The following is an 18,667-nucleotide window of genomic DNA, read 5'->3' on the forward strand; positions in this document are numbered from 1 at the left end:
ATGAGCAAGAAGATTCTGGTTCTTCCCGGTGACGGCATCGGCCCGGAAATCACCGCCGAGGCGGTCAAGATTCTGAATGCCTGCCGCGAAGCCGGGCTGGATGCCGAGCTGGAAGAGGCGCTGGTCGGCGGTGCCGGCTACGACGCCGAAGGGCACCCGCTGCCCGAGTCGACGCTGGCCAAGGCCAAGGCGGCGGACGCGATCCTGCTCGGCGCCGTGGGCGGGCCGAAGTGGGACACGCTTGAGGATTTGAGCAAGCGTCCCGAGAAGGGGCTGCTGGGGCTGCGCAAGCATCTCAACCTGTTCGGCAACCTGCGCCCGGCGCTGCTCTATCCGCAGCTGGCCGAGGCGTCGACGCTGAAGCCGGAAGTGGTCTCCGGGCTCGACATCATGATCGTGCGCGAGCTGACCGGGGGTATCTACTTCGGCCAGCCGCGGGGCATCGAGGAGCGTGACGGCGAGCGGGTCGGGTTCAACACCTACGTCTACTCCGAGTCGGAGATCGAGCGGATCGGTCGGGTCGCTTTCGAGATGGCGCAGAAGCGGGGCAAGAAACTCTGCTCGGTGGACAAGGCCAACGTGCTCGAGGTCACCATCCTGTGGCGCGAGGTGATGAACCGGTTGGCACCCGAATATCCGGACGTCGAGCTGTCGCACATGTACGTCGACAACGCCGCCATGCAGCTGGTGCGCGCGCCCAAGCAGTTCGACGTGGTGGTCACCGGCAACATGTTCGGCGACATTCTCTCCGACGCCGCGGCGATGCTGACCGGCTCCATCGGCATGCTGCCGTCGGCGTCGCTCAACGAGCATCAGCAGGGCATGTACGAGCCGTGCCACGGCAGCGCACCGGACATCGCCGGTCAGGGCCTGGCCAACCCGCTGGCGACGATCCTGTCGGTGGCGATGATGCTGCGCTATTCGCTGGGGGAGCCGGCCCTGGCCGAGCGCATCGAGCGGGCGGTCGGCAGCGTTCTCGATCAGGGCCTGCGAACCGCCGATATCGCCTATCCGGGCACGCGTCAGGTTTCCACCAGCGAGATGGGGGATGCGGTACTGGCGGCTTTCGCCGACGCCTGAGCGCGGATAGCGGGCGCCGATGCGCTATAATGCGCCTTCAAGATCGACATGAGACGACGACTCGAATGAGTCGTCGTGTCGCATTCATGATCATGAAAAGTGTCCGGTGGCCCGCGTGGCCACTTAGACGCCACTTTTCCAACAGCTTCGGGGTAACCAATCTATGTTGAAAGTCGGATTCGTCGGCTGGCGCGGTATGGTCGGTTCCGTGCTGATGCAGCGCATGCTGGATGACAACGATTTCGCCGGTCTCGAGCCGGTCTTCTTCTCCACCTCCCAGGCCGGCCAGGCCGGGCCCGATATCGGCATCGACGTGCCAGCGTTGAAGGACGCCAACGACATCGAGTCGCTCAAGGCGATGGACGTGATCGTCACCTGTCAGGGCGGCGACTACACCGGCGCGGTCTATCAGCCGCTGCGCCAGGCCGGCTGGAAAGGCTACTGGATCGACGCCGCCAGCACCCTGCGCATGGCGGAGGAGTCGTCCATCGTGCTCGATCCGGTCAACCGTCACGTGATCGACGCCCAGCTCGCCAAGGGCGCCAGAACCTTCGTCGGCGGCAACTGTACCGTCAGCCTGATGCTGATGGGCCTGGGCGGGCTGTTCGAAGCCGGCATGGTCGAGTGGATGACCTCCATGACCTATCAGGCGGCCTCGGGTTCCGGCGCCAAGCACATGCGTGAGCTGCTGTCGCAGATGGGCGCGCTGCAGTCGGCGGTGGCCCGTGATCTCGCCACGCCCTCCAGCGCCATCCTCGACATCGACCGCGATGTCACTGCCGCCATGCGCGGGGGCGATTTCCCGATCGACAACTTCGGCGCGCCGCTCGCCGGCAGCCTGCTGCCGTGGATCGACAAGGCGATGGAGAACGGTCAGAGCAAGGAGGAGTGGAAGGGGGGCGTCGAAACCAACAAGATTCTCGCCACCGGCAACAATCCGATTCCCATCGACGGTCTCTGCGTGCGGATCGGCGCGATGCGCTCCCACAGTCAGGCGTTCACCATCAAGCTCAAGCAGGACGTGCCGATCGACGAGATCGAGGATCGCCTGGCCAAGCACAACGACTGGGTCAAGGTCGTTCCCAACGAGAAGGAGGCCACGCTGGCGCAACTGACGCCGGCGGCTGTCAGCGGCACGCTCACCGTTCCGGTGGGACGACTGCGCAAGCTGGCCATGGGGGGCGAGTACCTGACCGCGTTCAGCGTCGGCGACCAGCTGCTGTGGGGCGCAGCCGAACCACTCAAGCGCATGCTGAAGATTCTGCGCGAGCAAGCCTGAAGGCAGTCCGCGTTCGCGGTATCGCTGCGAGGTCGAGCCCCGTCAACGTTCGTTGGCGGGGCTTTTGTTATCCAATTGTTAACGGGAAGGTAAAGTTTAGTGAGCCTGTGCCGATGAGTGACTCGAGATTCACTCCAATGCGTTGGCGAGGACACCATGCGGCAATGGCTCACAATCATGGCCGGCGGACTCTGTCTGGCACTGGCTTCGGCGGCCCATGCACTCGGCGTTGGCGATCCGCAGCAGGTCTCGCCGCTCAATCGTCCGCTGCATGTGGTACTGCCCCTGAGCGATGCGAAAGGGCTGGATGCATCGCGAATCTCGGTCGCCGTGGCCGACGCCGCGGCCTATCGCCAGGCGGGGCTGACCCGGACTGCCCTGGTCGACACCGTGTCGACCAGGGTCGTGCGTCAGGGCGGAGGATTGACGCTGGTGCTCGAGAGCCCGAATCGGGTGCGGGAGCCTTACCTCGACCTGTTGCTGGTGGTGACCTGGCCTGAGGGGCAGTGGCAGCGGGACGTGTCGTTACTGTTCGATCCCGTCGACTATGCCAGTTCGAAGCCGCTGCTGGACGGCGATGTCCTGGCGGGGGCACGGCCAGCGTCGACATCGCCCGCACCGGCACCACCGCCGGTGCGGGCAGGGACAGCTGCGCCCGGGGTCTGGCCTGCCCATCTGCCTGTGCAGCCGGGTGACTCGCTGTCGGGCCTGGCGTCCTCGCTACTGCCTCGCGCCGGGATCAGTCGCCAGGCGTTGATGGTGAGTCTCTTTCAGGCCAATCCCGCGGCATTCATCGATGGCGATATCGGCCGCCTGCGGGCCGGAGCCGATCTGCAGGTCCCAGCGATCGACGCCGTGACCGGGCTGTCCCGTGAAGACGCCGTGGCTCGGTTGCGGGCGTTGGCGGGACCGGCCAGTGAGAGCCGCCCGGTCGTCGATGCCCCGGGAGTGCGGCCCGCGTCCGATCGAGCTGGCAGCGCACCGACCTCGCGGCTCGCCTCGCTGGAGCAGCGTCTGGCCGAGTTGACCGCCGAATCCGAACGGCAACGGACCACCATCGATGCCTTGAGCGCCGAGCGCGACGAACTGCTGGAGACCCTCGCGGCGGCGCCCGCGGTGGGCGCTCTGCCGACAGCGACGGCGCACGATGACGATCCCGAACGCTCCCCCCCGGGCCAGACTCCCGCCGGCAAGAGCGATGTCGCGGGCGATCCGGCGGCAGCGGTCGCACCGGTGGCCGCGGGCAGGAGCGTCTCCAGCGCCGAGGCAGCGACCTCGGCGGTGCCTGCCCCGAGCGCCGCTCGCGCGTCGACGCCGATGACGTCGGCGGGAGGATCGCTGCTGGATCACCTGGACTGGGTCGGTGGCGGGTTGGTGGTCGTGCTGCTGGCGCTGTGGGGCGTTCAGCGGCGGCGTCGGGCCAGGGGCGAGGCGGCGCCGGTCGCCGACGATCCCTCCCCGAAAGGGGCGACGGAAGCCGGTGCAAACAGCGCCGCGAGGACCTCCCCGCTTCGGCGCGCGGCGGGCGACGACCTGGATCTCGACTCCGCCTCGATCAGCCAGGCGGACATCTACATGGCCTACGGTCGCTACGCCGAGGCGCGTGATTGGCTACGTCAGCGTCTCGCGGAGCGGGAGGACGCCCAGCTTCGGCTGGGCCTGCTGAGAGCGCTGGGGGAGCTCCGAGATATGGACGCGCTGGAGATGGCGCTTTCCGGTTTTGGCGAGGATGCCACGCCACAGCAGCGACGGGCAGGCCAGACCCTGGTCGACGAATACCGTGTCCGCCACGTCGAGGAGAGCTGGCAGGAGGCGACAGGCGACGGCAGCACGAGTGGTGGTGAAGCAGGCTGGCAGGCTAACGTGGACGACGTCGATGCGCTGTTCGAGTCCCAGGTCCAGCACGCTGCCCCCGAGATCCCGGCCTCGGGGGGGATCGACGACATTGCGGCTTCCACGGCGACCTCGTCCCGAAGCAGAGACGCGCGTTTCGATCTCGATGCCGCTCCCCGTCGGTCCCCGCAGGGGGATGCCGACATCGAGGGGGTGGGGGCGCGGCGCGACGCCGTGGCAGCGCTGTTCGAGGATGACCTGAGCGCGGCTGTGGACGCTTCGGAGGGACTGCCGCTCGTCGCCCGCATCGAGTACGAAGCGCCGACACTGGAACTGGCGACGGGAGCACCCGAAGACGCTCCGCCATCCTCGTCCGCGGCCAGGCCTGCCGTCGACTTCTCGGCACTCTCGCTGGAGCCCATGGAACGGTCGCTGGGGCCCACGGAGCATTCGCTGGAGTCCACGGAGCATCCCCCGGAGGTCATGGCAGGGCCGGAGCGCGGTGGCAGGCTCGAGCCGACGGAGGCGGAGTCGTTCGACGACGGCGAAATCGGCATCTGGATCGATGACACCGAGAGTGTGGCGCCAAGGCACGCCCATGGTGCTGGCATCGCCTCGAGGACCTCGGGCGAGGAGGCGGCTAGCCGTCGACGCGAAGTTCCCGCCGATCGGGACGTCGAGGAGGTGGAATTCCGGTCGTCGCATCGGGATAATGGGCGCCCCTAACGACTTTCGGCTGCACAGGTTTCGATGGCGTTTTTCTCCCGGCAGGACGACAACCAGCCGCTGACGGGCCGTCTGGCCCTTGGCGTCGAGTACGACGGCACGCACTACTGCGGCTGGCAACGCTTGCGCCAGGCTCCATCGGTGCAGGGTGCGCTCGAGACGGCGTTGAGCAAGATCGCCGCCGCGCCGGTGCGCGTGCTCTGCAGCGGGCGCACCGACAGTGGCGTCCACGCCACGCGCCAGATCGTTCACTTCGATGCCCCGGTCGCGCGCACCCAGAAGGCGTGGCTGTTCGGCGCCAACGCGCAGTTGCCACGGGATATCGCGGTGCGCTGGCTCAAGCCGGTCGCCGACGACTTCCATGCCCGCTTCTCGGCGCTGGCCCGCCGCTATCGCTACCTCATTCTCAATCAGCCGACGCGCCCGGTCATGGAACGGAACAATGTGACATGGTGCCGGGAGCCGCTGGATGCCGAGCGCATGCATCGCGCCGCTCAAGCCCTGGTGGGCGAGCATGACTTCTCCAGCTACCGGGCCGCCGGCTGCCAGTCCAAGGTGCCGGTGCGCCACCTCCATTTCATCGAGGTGCGCCGCCTGGGGCCGCTGGTCATGATCGATGTGCAGGCCAACGCCTTCCTGCATCACATGATCCGCAACATCGCCGGCGTGCTGGTGGCGGTCGGGCGGGGAGACGAGGACGAGACCTATCCTGCCAGGCTGCTGGCGCTGCGGGATCGCAAGCTGGGTAACGTCACCGCTCCCGCCTGCGGGCTGCACTTCGTCGACGTGCGCTTCGACGAACGCTTCGCGTTGCCCGAGGAGCCGGTCGGGCCGAACCTGATGGCGTTTCTCGGTGACTGGACCGGCGAGCGGGACATGATCCCGGATACACCGCTGATGCGCCGGCGTCGGGTATGGCCGAAGTGGATCGACGATCAGGGCCGGGTGGTCGACCAGCATCCCCAGGCCACGACGGAAGCCGGAGAGGAGGTCTCGCCATGAGTACGGAGATCGATCCGGTCAGAATCAAGATCTGCGGTCTGACCCGAACCGAGGACATTCGGGTCGCCATCGCTTGCGGGGCCGATGCCCTGGGTTTCGTGATGTGGGCGGGCAGCCCTCGCGCCATCGATGCCGACAGACTCGCGACGCTGAGTGCCACGGTGTCGCCGTTCGTGACCCGGGTGGGCCTGTTCGTCGACCCGGGCGTTGCCGATGTCGAGGCGTGTCTACCCTATCTCGACCTGCTACAGTTCCATGGCGACGAGCCTGCAGATTTCTGCGCTCGGTTCGGCAAGCCCTGGATCAAGGCGATCCGAATGCGCGACGAGATCGATCTCGGGGCGGCGGCCGAGACCTACTCGGGAGCCGGCGCGCTGCTTCTCGATGCGTTTCGCCCGGGTGTCCCCGGCGGCACGGGAGAGACCTTCGACTGGCAGCGCATCCCCGACTCGCTGGCCAAACCCGTGATCCTCGCCGGTGGCCTGACCCCCGACAATGTCGCCGCCGCCGTCATGCAGGTGCGACCCTATGCGGTCGATGTCTCCGGCGGCGTCGAGTCGGGCAAGGGCATCAAGGATCCGCTGCGGATCCGGGCTTTCTGCGCGCAGGTGCAGGCGACGACCGCCGCACTGTCCGCGGGGGCGTCCGCTGCGCCGTTCACCACCAAATCATCCACCGCCAACTGATGAGGGTCCCTTCGTGAGCCGATTCCACGACCTGACGCAACTGCCGGACGCTCGCGGCCACTTCGGTCCATACGGCGGCCGTTTCGTATCCGAGACCCTGAGCTTCGCGCTGGAGGAGCTCGAGACCATCTATGCCGGTCTCAAGGACGATCCCGAGTTCCAGGCGGAGTTCGACCGTGACCTGACACACTATGTCGGTCGGCCATCCCCGCTCTACCACGCCGAACGCTGGTCGCGGGAGATCGGCGGAGCGCAGATCTGGCTCAAGCGCGAGGATCTGAACCATACCGGCGCGCACAAGGTGAACAACACCATCGGTCAGGCGCTGCTGGCCAAGAAGTCCGGCAAACCCCGGGTGATCGCGGAGACCGGTGCCGGGCAGCATGGCGTCGCCACCGCGACGGTTGCCGCGCGCCTGGGCCTGAAGTGCGAGATCTACATGGGCGCCGAGGATGTCGAGCGCCAGAAGCTCAACGTCTATCGCATGCATCTGCTGGGCGCCACGGTGGTGCCGGTGGAGTCCGGCTCGCGGACGCTCAAGGATGCGATGAACGAAGCGCTGCGCGACTGGGTCACCAATGTCGACGACACCTTCTACATCATCGGCACCGTGGCCGGTCCGCATCCTTATCCGATGCTGGTCCGCGACTTCAGCGCCATCGTCGGGCGCGAGGCGCGTCGTCAGTCGCTCGAGCAGATCGGGCGGCTGCCCGATGCGCTGGTGGCGTGCGTGGGCGGCGGTTCCAACGCCATGGGCCTGTTCTACCCGTTCGTCGAGGACGACGACGTCATCATGTACGGCGTCGAAGCCGGTGGTGAAGGCGTAGCCACCGGTCGCCACGCCGCGCCGCTGACGGCCAACGCGCCGCGGGGCGTGCTCCACGGTAACCGGACCTACCTGATGTCCGACGAGGGCGGGCAGGTCGCCGACACCCAGTCGATCTCCGCCGGCCTGGATTATCCCGGTGTCGGTCCCGAGCATGCGCTGTGGAAGGATGTCGGCCGGGTGCGCTACGTGGCGGCGGACGACGACGAGGTGCTGGCGGCGTTTCGCGAACTGACGCTCGTCGAGGGCATCATGCCCGCGCTCGAATCCGCTCACGCGCTGGCCCACGCCAAGAAGCTGGCGGGGGAGATGTCGCCGGACCAGCATATCGTCGTCAACCTCTCCGGGCGCGGTGACAAGGACATCCACACCGTCGCCAAGCTCGACGGCATCGAATTTTGACTGGGGTCGACATGAATCGAACCGCATCCAACCGTATCGACCGGCGCTTCGCGGCGCTCAAGGCCCAGGGCCGGACCGCGCTGATCCCCTACATCACCGCCGGTGATCCGGCACCGGCGCACACGGTCGATTTCATGCATGCCTGCGTGGAAGCGGGCGCCGACATCCTTGAGCTCGGGGTGCCGTTCTCCGATCCGATGGCGGACGGGCCGGTGATCCAGAAGGCGTGCGAGCGGGCGCTGGTGCACGGTACCCGGCTACACCACGTGCTGGAAATGGTGGCCGAATTTCGCCAGCGGGACAGCGAAACGCCGGTGGTGCTGATGGGGTATCTCAACCCCATCGAGCGGATGGGATATGACGTCTTCACGCGCCAGGCGGAAGCGTCCGGTGTCGACGGGGTTCTGGTGGTCGATATGCCGCCGGAGGAAGCCGGCGACAATGCCGCGCTGTTCGCGGCCCACGGCCTGCAGTCGATCTTCCTGCTCGCACCGACGACCTCCGAGGCGCGAGCCAGGGAGATCTGCCGCCACGGCGAGGGCTATCTCTATTACGTTTCGCTCAAGGGCGTGACCGGTGCGGCAACGCTCGACGCCGATGCCGTCGGCGAGCAGCTGAGCAAGCTCCGGCGCGTGACCGAGCTGCCGCTGTGCGTCGGCTTCGGCATCCGGGACGGCGAGACGGCGGCGGCGATCGGCCGGGTGGCCGACGGCGTCATCGTCGGCAGCGCCCTGGTCGGCCGTATCGCCGAGCGTGCCGACGACCCGGCCTCCATCCCCGCGGCGCTGAAGTCGATCCTCGGCGAGATGCGGGAAGCGCTCGACCGTGACGTGGCCGGCTGAGGCCGGGGCGACGATTTGGTATCATCCAGCGTTTTCGTTTCTCGCATGGCTGTTTTCACCACTTTCTGTTTTGGCAAATAGGGAAGCTTTCCTGACATGAGCTGGCTAGACAAGATCGTTCCGTCGATGAGCCGCACCCAGCGCAATGACCGCCGCGCTAGCGTGCCGGACGGCCTGTGGCGCAAGTGCCCGAACTGTGAATCGGTGCTCTACCTTCCCGAGCTGGAGAAGCACCAGAACGTCTGCCCCAAGTGCCAGCATCATCTGCGGCTGACCGCGCGCAAGCGGCTCAACTGGTTCCTCGACGCGGAAGGGCGCGAGGAGATCGCCGGCGATCTTCAACCGAGCGACCGGCTCAAGTTCCGCGACTCCAAGAAGTACAAGGATCGGCTGGCGTCGGCCCAGAAGTCGACCGACGAGAACGATGCGCTGATCGCCATGCGCGGGACGCTCGATGGCCTGCCGGTGGTGGCGGTGGCGTTCGAATTCTCGTTCATGGGCGGCTCCATGGGGGCGATCGTCGGCGAGAAGTTCGTGCGTGCGGCGACGCTGGCCCTCGAAGAGCGGATCCCGCTGGTCTGCTTCGCCGCCTCCGGTGGCGCGCGCATGCAGGAAGCCCTGTTCTCGCTGATGCAGATGGCCAAGACGTCGGCCGCGCTCGAGAAGCTCAAGCTGGCCGGCGTGCCCTATATTTCGGTGCTCACCGACCCCGTCTTCGGCGGTGTGTCGGCGTCGCTGGCGATGCTGGGTGACCTCAACGTGGCCGAACCCAATGCCCTGATCGGCTTCGCCGGCCCGCGCGTCATCGAGCAGACGGTACGCGAGACCCTGCCGGAAGGCTTCCAGCGCAGCGAGTTCCTGCTCGAGCACGGCACCGTCGACATGATCGTGTCGCGACCGGAGCTTCGCGAGCGACTGGGCAGCGTGCTGCGCAAGCTGACGCATCAGCCGGTCGTCGGCGTGGCGGCGGACGAGACGTCCGAAGCGGTCGAGGATTTCTCTCCCCTACCGGAAGAGCCGGACGCTCCCCGGGCCTCGCGTTAAGGAACCTGTCGAGCCATGAGTGCCACCCTCGACGACTGGCTGGCGCGTCTCGAGCGCCAGCATCCGGTCGCCATCGACATGGGACTGGAGCGGGTGGCCGTCGTGGCCGAGCGGCTCGGCCTGACGCAGGGCCCGATCGCGCACCGTGTGGTGACCGTTGCCGGTACCAATGGCAAGGGTTCCACGGTGGCGATGCTGGAGCGGCTGGCTCGAGCCCACGGTTTGACGACGGCCAGTTATACCTCGCCTCACCTCCTGCGCTACAACGAGCGGCTCTGCTTCGACGGTCGTGCGGCCGGGGACGAACTCCTGGTTGCCGGGTTCGAGCGCGTCGAGGCCGCACGCCTGGCCGGCGATCCCGTCAGCCTGACCTATTTTGAAGCGGGAACCCTGGCGGCGCTGGTGACGATCGCCGACGTCCGCCCCGAGCTGGCCATTCTCGAGGTGGGCCTGGGTGGTCGCCTGGACGCGGTCAACGTGGTCGACAGCGATGTCGCGATCATCACCACCATCGCCCAGGATCATGCGGATTTTCTCGGCACCGATCTCGAGGGCATCGGCTTCGAGAAAGCCGGCATCCTCAGGCAGGGGCGACCCGCGGTGCTGGGGAGTCGTGAACTGCCGGTGAGCGTGTCTCGGCGGATCCAGGCGCTGGCCGTCGCCGATTATTGGCTGGGCCGCGATTTCGATCACGCCGAAGCGGGCGATGGCGGCTGGTCCTGGCAGGGCCGGTCGGAGGCGGGTGATCGCTATCGTCTCGATAGCTTGCCCGACCCGGGGTTGCCGCTGGACAATGCCGCCGTCGCGGTCGAGGCCCTGAGCCTGTGCGGCGTGCCGCCACGAGAGGCCGAATCTCGCCTGGCGATGTCGAACGTGGCGCTGGCGGGCCGGCTGCAGTGGCTGGGTAACTGGTGCTTCGACGTGGCGCACAACCCGCATGCGGCCCGTTACGTAGGCTCGCGGCTGGCCCGGCGCCCGCGACCGGCACGCCGTATCGGACTGCTCGGCGTGCTCAGGGACAAGGACGCCGCGGCGCTGATCGAGGCGCTGGCACCGGTCATCGACGTGTGGCTGCCGGTGGGCTTGCCGGGTGAACGCGGCCGCTCCGGTGAGGAGCTTGCCACGGTCGTTGCCTCGCAGGGCGGAGAGACGTTGGCGGCGGCATCGTCGCCGGCGGCGGCTGTCGCCTGGCTCACGCCTCGTCTTGCGCCCGATGAAGAAGTGTTAGTATGCGGTTCGTTTCTGACCGTGGCCGGCGCGCTCGAGGCGCTCCAGACCCGGCTGAATGACGACGCGTAGTGAATTCGATCACAGGATGATCGAGCGGCTGTCGAAGCATGTCTAAGGAGGTCCAGGTCCTATGAAGTATGGATGGCGTGAACGTATCAGCGGCGCGGTCATTCTCGTCGCGCTGGGGGCCATTTTTCTGCCGATGCTGTTCGACGATCCCGAACCGCGCCAGCAGGAACCAGGGCCGGTCATGGTGATAGAGCAGCCGATCGACGGAGGCGAGACACGTCAGCGTATCATCGAGTCGCCGCAGCCGCCGGCGTCGGTCGCTGCCCAGAATGGTGCCAGCGGTGGCGGTACCGCCGTCCCCGAGCCGGATACCCGCGATCAACTGGGGACAGGCAGTGACGACTCGTTCGGCCAGAACGGCGCTGGCGGTGGATCATCCACCACCGGCAGTGATGATCCGATTGCCGATATCGCCCAGTCCGAGCCGCCGCAGTCGGCTTCCCGCCAGCCGGAACCAGAGCCGGAGCCGGAGCCGGAACCGACCAGGCCCGCTGCCAGCCAGCCCTCCTCGCCGCAGCAGGCGTCGACGCCCGAACGCACCTCCGCGAGCAGCGATGGCGGCTGGGTGGTTCAGGTCGGCAGCTTCGGGCAGTCCGACAACGCCACACGACTGGCGGCCAAGCTCAAGGAGCAGGGCTTCGCGGCTTACTCCCAGCCCCGGGACAACAATCTGACCACGGTCTACGTGGGGCCGTTCTCGTCGTCGGACGCCGGTGAAAAAGCTCGCGCCGAGCTCAAGCAGGCCGCCAATATCCAGGGGCTGCTGATCCGCAAGCCGGGTAGCTGATGACATTGACCTGGCTCGACTATGCCTTCCTGCTGGTATTGACGATATCGATGCTGGCAGGTTTCATGCGTGGCCTGGTAAGGGAGGCGCTGGGACTCGGCGCCTGGATCGTGGCGTTGCTGGCGGCGCGGATATTCGCCAAACCGATCGCCGATCTGCTGGCACCGTACATCTCCCACCCCGACGCACGGCTGGTACTCGGTTTCGTGCTGATCATCTTCGTGGTGGTGATGATCTGCGGCTTCGTCATCCGGCTGCTCAACGCGGCGGTGGAGTGGGTCGGCATGGGCTTCTTCAATCGCCTGGCCGGAGCGGTCTTCGGTCTGGCCCGGGGAGCCGCGATCCTGGTGATCGTCACGGTCGTCATCGGGCTGACACCGCTGGCGCAGTTGCAGGCATGGCAGCAGGCGCAGTTGAGGCCGTCGTTCGAATCCCTGCGCGAGTGGGCACTGGTTCAGCTGCAGAGCTGGGACGTCGATACGACGGCTGCGGAGGATGCCATGCGGCAACTGCCGATGACATTACCGCAAAGCGACAATTCTTCATCCAGTCAGAACGGGCGGGGTGTGACGATTCCGATCCCCGGTCCGACCGAAAAACCAGCGCCCTGAAGGAAGCGATGAACGAATAGGCGAGCGGGATGAAGTGCCGGATATCCGCAGCGCAGGTCCCCGACGCATGGGGCCCGGGCGATGATTCCGGGAATCGCGTCACGGCGCGATTCATCCACGCTGGCATTCGTGCACTGTCTCCCGAATGGGTGCGACCAAGCGAGGTAAGTCGGCATGTGCGGTATCGTAGGCCTCATGGCCAATGAAGCGGTCAATCAGTTGATCTATGACGCATTGACGGTTTTGCAGCACCGCGGACAGGACGCCGCCGGCATGATGACCTGGGATGAAGGTCGCTTTCTGCTGCGCAAGAACAACGGGCTGGTTCGCGATGTCTTTCATACGCGCCACATGAAGCGTCTGCAGGGCCACCTGGGGATCGGTCATGTGCGCTATCCGACCGCGGGTTCGGCGAGCGAGGCCGAGTCTCAGCCGTTCTACGTCAATTCGCCCTACGGCATCACCTTGGCCCACAACGGCAACCTGACCAACTCCGATCAGCTCAAGCAGGAGCTGTTCTCCTCCGACCTGCGTCATATCAATACCAGCTCCGATTCCGAGGTGCTGCTCAACGTGTTCGCCCATGAGTTGGGCAAGCAGGGGCTCTACCTGACGCCGGAAGACATCTTCGACGCGCTGCGTCGCGTCCATCGCCGCTGCAGTGGCGGTTACGCGGCAGTCGCGATCATCAACGGCTTCGGCCTGGTGGCGTTCCGCGACCCCCATGGCATCCGGCCGGTGGTCTACGGCACGCGCCAGACCGCCGAGGGCCAGGAGGTGATGATCGCCTCCGAGTCGGTGGCGCTCGATGTCGCCGGCTTCGAACTGGTGCGCGACCTGGCACCGGGCGAAGCGATCTTCGTCGACATGGACAAGAATATCCATACGCAACAGTGCGCCGACAAGCCGCGGCTGACACCCTGCATCTTCGAGCACGTCTACCTGGCGCGCCCCGACTCGATGCTCGACGGTGCCTACGTCTACGGCACCCGGATGCAGATGGGCCGCAAGCTGGGCGATCGTATCCAGCGCGAGTGGCCGGATCACGATATCGACGTGGTGATCCCGATTCCGGATACCTCCCGGACCACGGCGCTGGAACTGGCCCAGCACATCGGAGTGACCTTCCGTGAAGGTTTCATGAAGAACCGCTACATCGGGCGGACCTTCATCATGCCGGGCCAGACCCAGCGCAAGAAATCGGTTCGCCAGAAGCTCAACGCCATCGCCAGCGAGTTCGAGGGCAAGAACGTGCTGCTGGTGGACGACTCCATCGTGCGCGGCACGACCTGCAAGCAGATCATCCAGATGGCGCGGGACGCCGGCGCCAACAAGGTCTACTTCGCTTCCGCCGCACCGGCGGTGCGCTATCCCAACGTCTACGGCATCGACATGCCGGTGGCCACCGAGCTGGTCGCCCACGGTCGCACCGATGCCGAGGTCAGCGAACTGATCGGCGCCGACAAGCTGATCTACCAGGACCTGGAGGACCTCAAGGCCGCCTGTCGCGAGGTCAATCCGGCACTGGACGATTTCGACTGCTCCGTCTTCGACGGCAGTTACGTGACCGGCGATGTCGACGAGGCCTATTTCGCCGCGCTGGAGGCTTCGCGCAACGATGCCGCCAAGCAGCGCGAGAGCCTCAACGCCGTGGTCGACCTGCACAACGATATCGAAGACGATTGAACCTTCCGACCCGATGATCCGCTCATCGGGTCCTGCTTTCAGGAGCTGCAGGATGAGTTTTGACGACCATCTCACGCCGGGGTTGGAGACACTGGGGCTGGAGACGCTGGCGATCCGCGCGGGGCACGAGCGTACCCACGAGCAGGAGCACGGCGAGCCGATCTTCCCGACCTCGAGCTTCGTCTACGGCAGCGCGGCGGAGGCGGCGCGCAAGTTCAAGGGCGAGGAGCCGGGCAACGTCTACTCTCGCTTCACCAATCCCACGGTGCGCACCTTCGAACGGCGGCTGGCGGCGCTCGAGGGTGGCGAGCGCTGCGTCGCCACCAGCTCCGGCATGGCCGCGATCCTCTCCACCGTGCTGGCGCTGCTGGAAGCGGGCGACGAGGTCATCGTCTCGCGCTCGGTGTTCGGCTCGACCATTGCTTTGTTCGACAAGTATCTCGCCAAATTCGGCGTGGTGCCGCGCTATGTCGAACTCAACGATCTGGCGCAGTGGGAAGCGGCGATCACGCCCCGGACCAAGCTGCTCTTCGCGGAGACGCCGTCGAATCCGCTCAACGAGCTGGTCGACATCGCGGCGTTGGCCGAGCTGGCCCACCGGCACGGCGCCTGGCTTGCGATCGACAACTGCTTCCTCACCCCGGCGCTGCAGCGGCCGCTGGATCTGGGCGCGGACCTGGTCATTCACTCGGCGACCAAGTATCTCGACGGTCAGGGCCGGGCGATCGGCGGGGCGGTCGTGGGGCGTGACCAGGAGCTCGAGCAACTCTACGGCGTCGTCCGTACCTGCGGCCCGTGCATGAGTCCGTTCAACGCCTGGATCTTCCTCAAGGGGCTGGAGACGCTGAGCCTGCGGATGGAGGCCCATAGCCGCAACGCGCTGGCGTTCGCCGAGTGGCTGGAGTCGCAGCCCGCCATCGAGCGTGTCCACTACAGCGGACTCGAGAGTCACCCGCAGCATTCACTGGCCAGGCAGCAGCAGCGGGGATTCGGCGCGGTGATGGGGCTCGAGGTGAAGGGTGGCCAGGAGGCGGCATGGACGGTGATCGACAACACCCGGTTGATGTCGATCACCGGCAACCTGGGGGACGTCAAGACCACCATCACCCACCCCGGCACCACCACCCACGGCCGTCTCAGCGACGAGCAGCGCGCTTCCGCCGGCATCCGTGACGGTCTGATTCGCATCGCTGTCGGGCTGGAGACGCTCGACGATCTCAAGGCCGATCTCGAACGAGGCCTGAAATTGCTCTAGCCGGCGGACCTATCGCGTTACGATAGTGGACGCTAATCAGGGGGCGCGACGACAGCGTATTCCTGAAGGAGATGAGGCTCCGGCGGTTGCCCCGGAGCCTCGTCGGTTTTGACGGTCGGGTTTCGGTTGGCCACGGCTATCTATTGCGCCTTCATGGGACCATACTGGCGTTGTACGTCGGCTTGGCTGGCTGAAAAATCATCACGCGCTCGCAGCCGCCGGGTTGACCAACTGGGTCGTATGCGGACGAGGAAAATGTGATGAGCAAAGGACGAGACAGCAAGAAAGACGCCAAGAAGAAGCCCCTCCTGACGGCCAAGGAGAAGAGGGCGGCAAAGGCCTCCAAGAAGTCCGACAGCAGCCTGTTCAGTCACTGAAAGCGAAGCAGCCATCGATGCTTCGATGGCTGTGACGATACCTCTCCATCCCACCGTTACCGGCATGCCAGGCGCTGATGGCCAGGCTGCCACGCGTTCGGGTATCAGCGCGCTCCTCCTCGCTCCTCTCCATCAACGTGAATGACTCCGATGCCTCACCGGGAGGCCCTGCTGGACGTCGACTGGCGCCGCGGTGAGCGGGGAGTCCGGCTCACGTCTCCGCCTTATTGTTTCCCGCTCGTCACCAATCGTTTTACGGATCCCGCTCTAGCGTCCTGATCGTCAGGCAGTATGCTGAATCGGAACGAAGGGGAGATACGCCGTGTGGGGTAATACGCGATCGGGTTGGGGCTGGGTCAGCATCGCCATTCACTGGGCGAGCGCGCTGGCGATTTTCGGTCTGTTCGCCCTGGGCTGGTGGATGACCGGCCTGGGTTACTACGATCACTGGTATCACCTGGCGCCGTGGTGGCACAAGTCGATAGGCATCCTGATACTGCTGGTGAGTGTCCTGAGGGTGATCTGGAGAGTGCTGCAGCCGACGCCGGTCGCCCATGGCACGCGGCTGGAACGACGCGCGGCGCACATCGGCCATGGCCTGATCTATGCGCTGATGTTCGTCGTGATGATCTCCGGTTACCTGATTTCCACGGCGGAAGGCGATGGCATCAGCGTGTTCGGCTGGTTCACCATGCCGGCGCTGGTGTCGGGTCTGCCGAATCAGGCCGTGCTGGCGGGCGACGTGCATTGGTACGCGGCTTGGGCGCTGGTCGTTCTGGCCGTCGGCCACGGTCTGGCGGCATGCAAGCATCACTGGCTGGATCGCCAGGATACGCTGGTTCGGATGCTGACGCCCCGCGCGGCCAGGCAGCGCTGATCACGCTTTCCCGGCCAGGACGACCGGCATCCGAGCCGGTCGCCCTGGCCGAATCGCTCGACAATACGAGCTCAAACGCTTCGAGGAGCAAGAGGATGTTGAAGAAGACCGCACTCGCCACGCTGATCGCCGCCGCGTCGGCCATGCCACTGGCCCAGGCCCAGGCAGCCGACTACAAGATCGACACCGAGGGCCAGCACGCCTTCATCCAGTTCAAGATCAGCCACCTCGGCTACTCGTACATTCTGGGCAACTTCAAGTCGTTCGACGGCGGTTTCAGCTACGATCCCGAGTCACCGGACGACTCCAGCGTCAACGTCACCGTTGACGTCGACAGCCTGGAAACCAATCACGCCGAGCGTAACAAGCACATCCTGAGCGGTGACTTCCTCGACGCGGGCGAGTTCCCTCAGGCCACGTTCCAGTCCACCAGCTTCGACGTCGACGATGATGGCGAGGAAGCCGAAATGACCGGTGACCTCACCCTTCATGGCGTGACCAAGCCGGTCACCTTCGAGGTCGATCACATTGGCGGAGGTGACGATCCGTGGGGCGGCTATCGACAGGGTTTCGAGGCTTCCACGACACTGGACCTGGCCGATTTCGATATCGACATGAGCCAGTTCCCGGAGCCGATGCACAGCGTCGAACTCTATATCGTGCTCGAGGGTATTCGTCAGTAAGCCGTTTCGGGCAGGGAGGGTGTCAGCCGACGACCTCCCCGTACGGTATCCCGGCCATGTGCCGGGATCTTGCGTCATGGGGTATCGGTACGGGAGGCGTCGCCTGGCCTGCCGCGGCAGAGATCAGCGCTCGCCCAGGTAGTGCGCCACCTCGCGGCGGTCGCGACGGTGCTTCCAGCGCCGGACCCAGCGACCGCGGCACCAGAGCGGGCCGCGCCAGGCGATGTCACGAAGATCGCCCAGGTTGAGCGCCTTCCAGTGCTCGTTGTGGCCATGGTGCAGGGCCCGGGATTCCCCGCCGGCAGCCTCCTCCAGCGAGGCCAGCAGCAGCGCGTTGCGCTCGCGCGTGGTCAGCGGCGCGCTGCGACCGGCGGGCTTCTCCCTGGCGAGAAACAGATTCGGGTCCTGCCGGCTACGCAGTTTCGCGTCGACATCGATGGCGTCGTTCTCGTCCCGGGTCAGACCGAACATATCGAGCGTGGGCGAGGGTTTCAGGTGATCGGTCACGACGAGTAGATCGGCGTCCACGCCGCTGCCATCGTCCAGGATCAACTGACCCCGGTGGTAGCGGCTTGCCTTCGCGACCAGCTCCAGTTGCAACCCGCGACGATGCAGGCGCTGCGTCAGCCAGCGATTGGCGCGGTGGCAGGCGCCGGGAAGCAGCTTGCGGTCGTTGGCGATCAGCGTCACCGGCAGTCGCCGTCCATAGCGTTCGCCCAGTGCCAGCAGATTGGCGGCAAGCTCGACGCCATTCGGCCCGCCGCCGAGGAGTGCGACTCGTGGCAGTCTGGCCGCGGCGCCGGCGAGCTGGCTTTCCAGCCGTTGGCGCAACTGCCAGAGATCGTCGGCGGAAGCCGTGAAAACGCCCTGCGCGGTATAGAAACCGGGGATGGCGTGCTCATCCACCACCGGTGGCAGGTCGAGCGATAACCAGTCGTAATCGAGCTCGCGCCCGTCGGTGAGCGTGAGTCGGCGCTGGTATCGATCGACCTGGACCACCTCGGCGCCAACATGCACACCGCCGTGAACGGCGATGCGGTCGGCAGGAAGACGAACGTCGTCGCGCTGCCATTCGCCGCCCAGCATGCCGCCGAGCCAGTCCGAGAATGCGAAGTCCTGCCGGGTGACCAGCGTCACTCGGGCACCGTGTCGTATGAGCCGCTCGGCATGAGCAGCGACGTGGAGATGGGCGTCGCCGTTGCCGACGAGTATCAGATGCCGGCCCTCGGGCGGAGGGTCGGTGGCGCGCGGCTGGGTATTTGGCATGCCTCGATCCGGGCGGAAAATCAGCGTTCAGTCTAGCATGGGCTGGTAGCGGGGCTTGAAGATCTCTTTGTCGCCTACAGTCTCCTTCTAGCAACGCTTCGATCTC

At 66.1% G+C, this 18,667-nt stretch carries 16 protein-coding genes; 15 read left to right on the forward strand and 1 reads right to left on the reverse strand.

The annotated features are described in order from the left end of the window. The 15 genes from leuB to AAGT95_RS13610 all read left to right on the forward strand — a co-directional run bounded on the left by leuB (position 1) and on the right by AAGT95_RS13610 (position 17,295). On the forward strand, positions 1-1,080 hold the full coding sequence (gene leuB, locus AAGT95_RS13540) for a 3-isopropylmalate dehydrogenase (protein WP_342594125.1): 1,080 nt from the start codon (positions 1-3) through the stop codon (positions 1,078-1,080). Between the two features lie 163 nt (positions 1,081-1,243). Next, entirely contained in the window at positions 1,244-2,359 is a 1,116-nt protein-coding gene (gene asd, locus AAGT95_RS13545; RefSeq protein ID WP_342594126.1) for an aspartate-semialdehyde dehydrogenase, read from the forward strand. A 156-nt stretch (positions 2,360-2,515) separates the two neighbouring features. Then, the gene (locus tag AAGT95_RS13550) at positions 2,516-4,918 is read left to right on the forward strand and encodes a hypothetical protein (protein WP_342594127.1); all 2,403 of its coding nucleotides are present in this window, start codon (positions 2,516-2,518) and stop codon (positions 4,916-4,918) included. 24 nt (positions 4,919-4,942) lie between these two features. Beyond that, on the forward strand, positions 4,943-5,920 hold the full coding sequence (gene truA, locus AAGT95_RS13555) for a tRNA pseudouridine(38-40) synthase TruA (RefSeq protein WP_342594128.1): 978 nt from the start codon (positions 4,943-4,945) through the stop codon (positions 5,918-5,920). Next, on the forward strand, positions 5,917-6,606 hold the full coding sequence (locus AAGT95_RS13560) for a phosphoribosylanthranilate isomerase (protein WP_342594129.1): 690 nt from the start codon (positions 5,917-5,919) through the stop codon (positions 6,604-6,606). The genes truA and AAGT95_RS13560 overlap by 4 nt, the downstream gene beginning before the upstream one ends. A gap of 13 nt (positions 6,607-6,619) precedes the next feature. Next, a complete protein-coding gene (gene trpB / locus AAGT95_RS13565; RefSeq protein WP_167404621.1) occupies positions 6,620-7,834 on the forward strand; it encodes a tryptophan synthase subunit beta in 1,215 nt (404 codons plus the stop codon). Between the two features lie 11 nt (positions 7,835-7,845). Then, complete coding sequence (gene trpA, locus AAGT95_RS13570; RefSeq protein ID WP_342594130.1) at positions 7,846-8,676, forward strand: tryptophan synthase subunit alpha; 831 nt, start codon at positions 7,846-7,848, stop codon at positions 8,674-8,676. 96 nt (positions 8,677-8,772) lie between these two features. After that, positions 8,773-9,720 carry an acetyl-CoA carboxylase, carboxyltransferase subunit beta gene (accD, locus tag AAGT95_RS13575; protein ID WP_342594131.1) on the forward strand — a complete coding sequence of 316 codons (948 nt, stop codon included), beginning with the start codon at positions 8,773-8,775 and terminating at the stop codon, positions 9,718-9,720. A gap of 15 nt (positions 9,721-9,735) precedes the next feature. Beyond that, complete coding sequence (locus AAGT95_RS13580; protein ID WP_342594132.1) at positions 9,736-11,019, forward strand: folylpolyglutamate synthase/dihydrofolate synthase family protein; 1,284 nt, start codon at positions 9,736-9,738, stop codon at positions 11,017-11,019. Positions 11,020-11,080: 61 nt separating this feature from the next. Continuing rightward, positions 11,081-11,806, forward strand: coding sequence for an SPOR domain-containing protein (locus tag AAGT95_RS13585; protein WP_342594133.1), 726 nt, complete (start codon positions 11,081-11,083; stop codon positions 11,804-11,806). Then, entirely contained in the window at positions 11,806-12,417 is a 612-nt protein-coding gene (locus AAGT95_RS13590) for a CvpA family protein (protein WP_342594134.1), read from the forward strand. Before AAGT95_RS13585 ends, AAGT95_RS13590 begins: the two co-directional genes overlap by 1 nt. Before the next feature lie 174 nt (positions 12,418-12,591). Then, positions 12,592-14,103 carry an amidophosphoribosyltransferase gene (gene purF / locus AAGT95_RS13595; RefSeq protein ID WP_110601013.1) on the forward strand — a complete coding sequence of 504 codons (1,512 nt, stop codon included), beginning with the start codon at positions 12,592-12,594 and terminating at the stop codon, positions 14,101-14,103. Positions 14,104-14,155: 52 nt separating this feature from the next. Continuing rightward, entirely contained in the window at positions 14,156-15,358 is a 1,203-nt protein-coding gene (locus AAGT95_RS13600) for an O-succinylhomoserine sulfhydrylase (RefSeq protein WP_342594135.1), read from the forward strand. 699 nt (positions 15,359-16,057) lie between these two features. After that, positions 16,058-16,612: a cytochrome b gene (locus AAGT95_RS13605; RefSeq protein ID WP_110710008.1), complete on the forward strand. Its 555-nt coding sequence runs from the start codon at positions 16,058-16,060 to the stop codon at positions 16,610-16,612. 95 nt (positions 16,613-16,707) lie between these two features. Next, the gene (locus AAGT95_RS13610) at positions 16,708-17,295 is read left to right on the forward strand and encodes a YceI family protein (RefSeq protein WP_110710007.1); all 588 of its coding nucleotides are present in this window, start codon (positions 16,708-16,710) and stop codon (positions 17,293-17,295) included. A gap of 123 nt (positions 17,296-17,418) precedes the next feature. Here the strand turns inward: AAGT95_RS13610 and AAGT95_RS13615 are convergent, their stop codons facing one another. After that, positions 17,419-18,561 (reverse strand): NAD(P)/FAD-dependent oxidoreductase, encoded by a 1,143-nt coding sequence (locus AAGT95_RS13615; RefSeq protein WP_342594136.1) that lies wholly within the window; start codon positions 18,559-18,561, stop codon positions 17,419-17,421. Positions 18,562-18,667 lie beyond the last annotated feature (106 nt).

This window comes from Salinicola lusitanus, assembly GCF_038648475.1.
GTDB lineage: Bacteria > Pseudomonadota > Gammaproteobacteria > Pseudomonadales > Halomonadaceae > Salinicola > Salinicola lusitanus.

Coding starts and splice junctions, on each gene's coding strand:
- leuB (WP_342594125.1), top strand. CDS start 1: ATGAGCAAGAAGATTCTGGTTCTTCCCGGTGACGGCATCGGCCCGGAA.
- asd (WP_342594126.1), top strand. CDS start 1,244: ATGTTGAAAGTCGGATTCGTCGGCTGGCGCGGTATGGTCGGTTCCGTG.
- AAGT95_RS13550 (WP_342594127.1), top strand. CDS start 2,516: ATGCGGCAATGGCTCACAATCATGGCCGGCGGACTCTGTCTGGCACTG.
- truA (WP_342594128.1), top strand. CDS start 4,943: ATGGCGTTTTTCTCCCGGCAGGACGACAACCAGCCGCTGACGGGCCGT.
- AAGT95_RS13560 (WP_342594129.1), top strand. CDS start 5,917: ATGAGTACGGAGATCGATCCGGTCAGAATCAAGATCTGCGGTCTGACC.
- trpA (WP_342594130.1), top strand. CDS start 7,846: ATGAATCGAACCGCATCCAACCGTATCGACCGGCGCTTCGCGGCGCTC.
- accD (WP_342594131.1), top strand. CDS start 8,773: ATGAGCTGGCTAGACAAGATCGTTCCGTCGATGAGCCGCACCCAGCGC.
- AAGT95_RS13580 (WP_342594132.1), top strand. CDS start 9,736: ATGAGTGCCACCCTCGACGACTGGCTGGCGCGTCTCGAGCGCCAGCAT.
- AAGT95_RS13585 (WP_342594133.1), top strand. CDS start 11,081: ATGAAGTATGGATGGCGTGAACGTATCAGCGGCGCGGTCATTCTCGTC.
- AAGT95_RS13590 (WP_342594134.1), top strand. CDS start 11,806: ATGACATTGACCTGGCTCGACTATGCCTTCCTGCTGGTATTGACGATA.
- purF (WP_110601013.1), top strand. CDS start 12,592: ATGTGCGGTATCGTAGGCCTCATGGCCAATGAAGCGGTCAATCAGTTG.
- AAGT95_RS13600 (WP_342594135.1), top strand. CDS start 14,156: ATGAGTTTTGACGACCATCTCACGCCGGGGTTGGAGACACTGGGGCTG.
- AAGT95_RS13610 (WP_110710007.1), top strand. CDS start 16,708: ATGTTGAAGAAGACCGCACTCGCCACGCTGATCGCCGCCGCGTCGGCC.
- AAGT95_RS13615 (WP_342594136.1), bottom strand. CDS start 18,561: ATGCCAAATACCCAGCCGCGCGCCACCGACCCTCCGCCCGAGGGCCGG.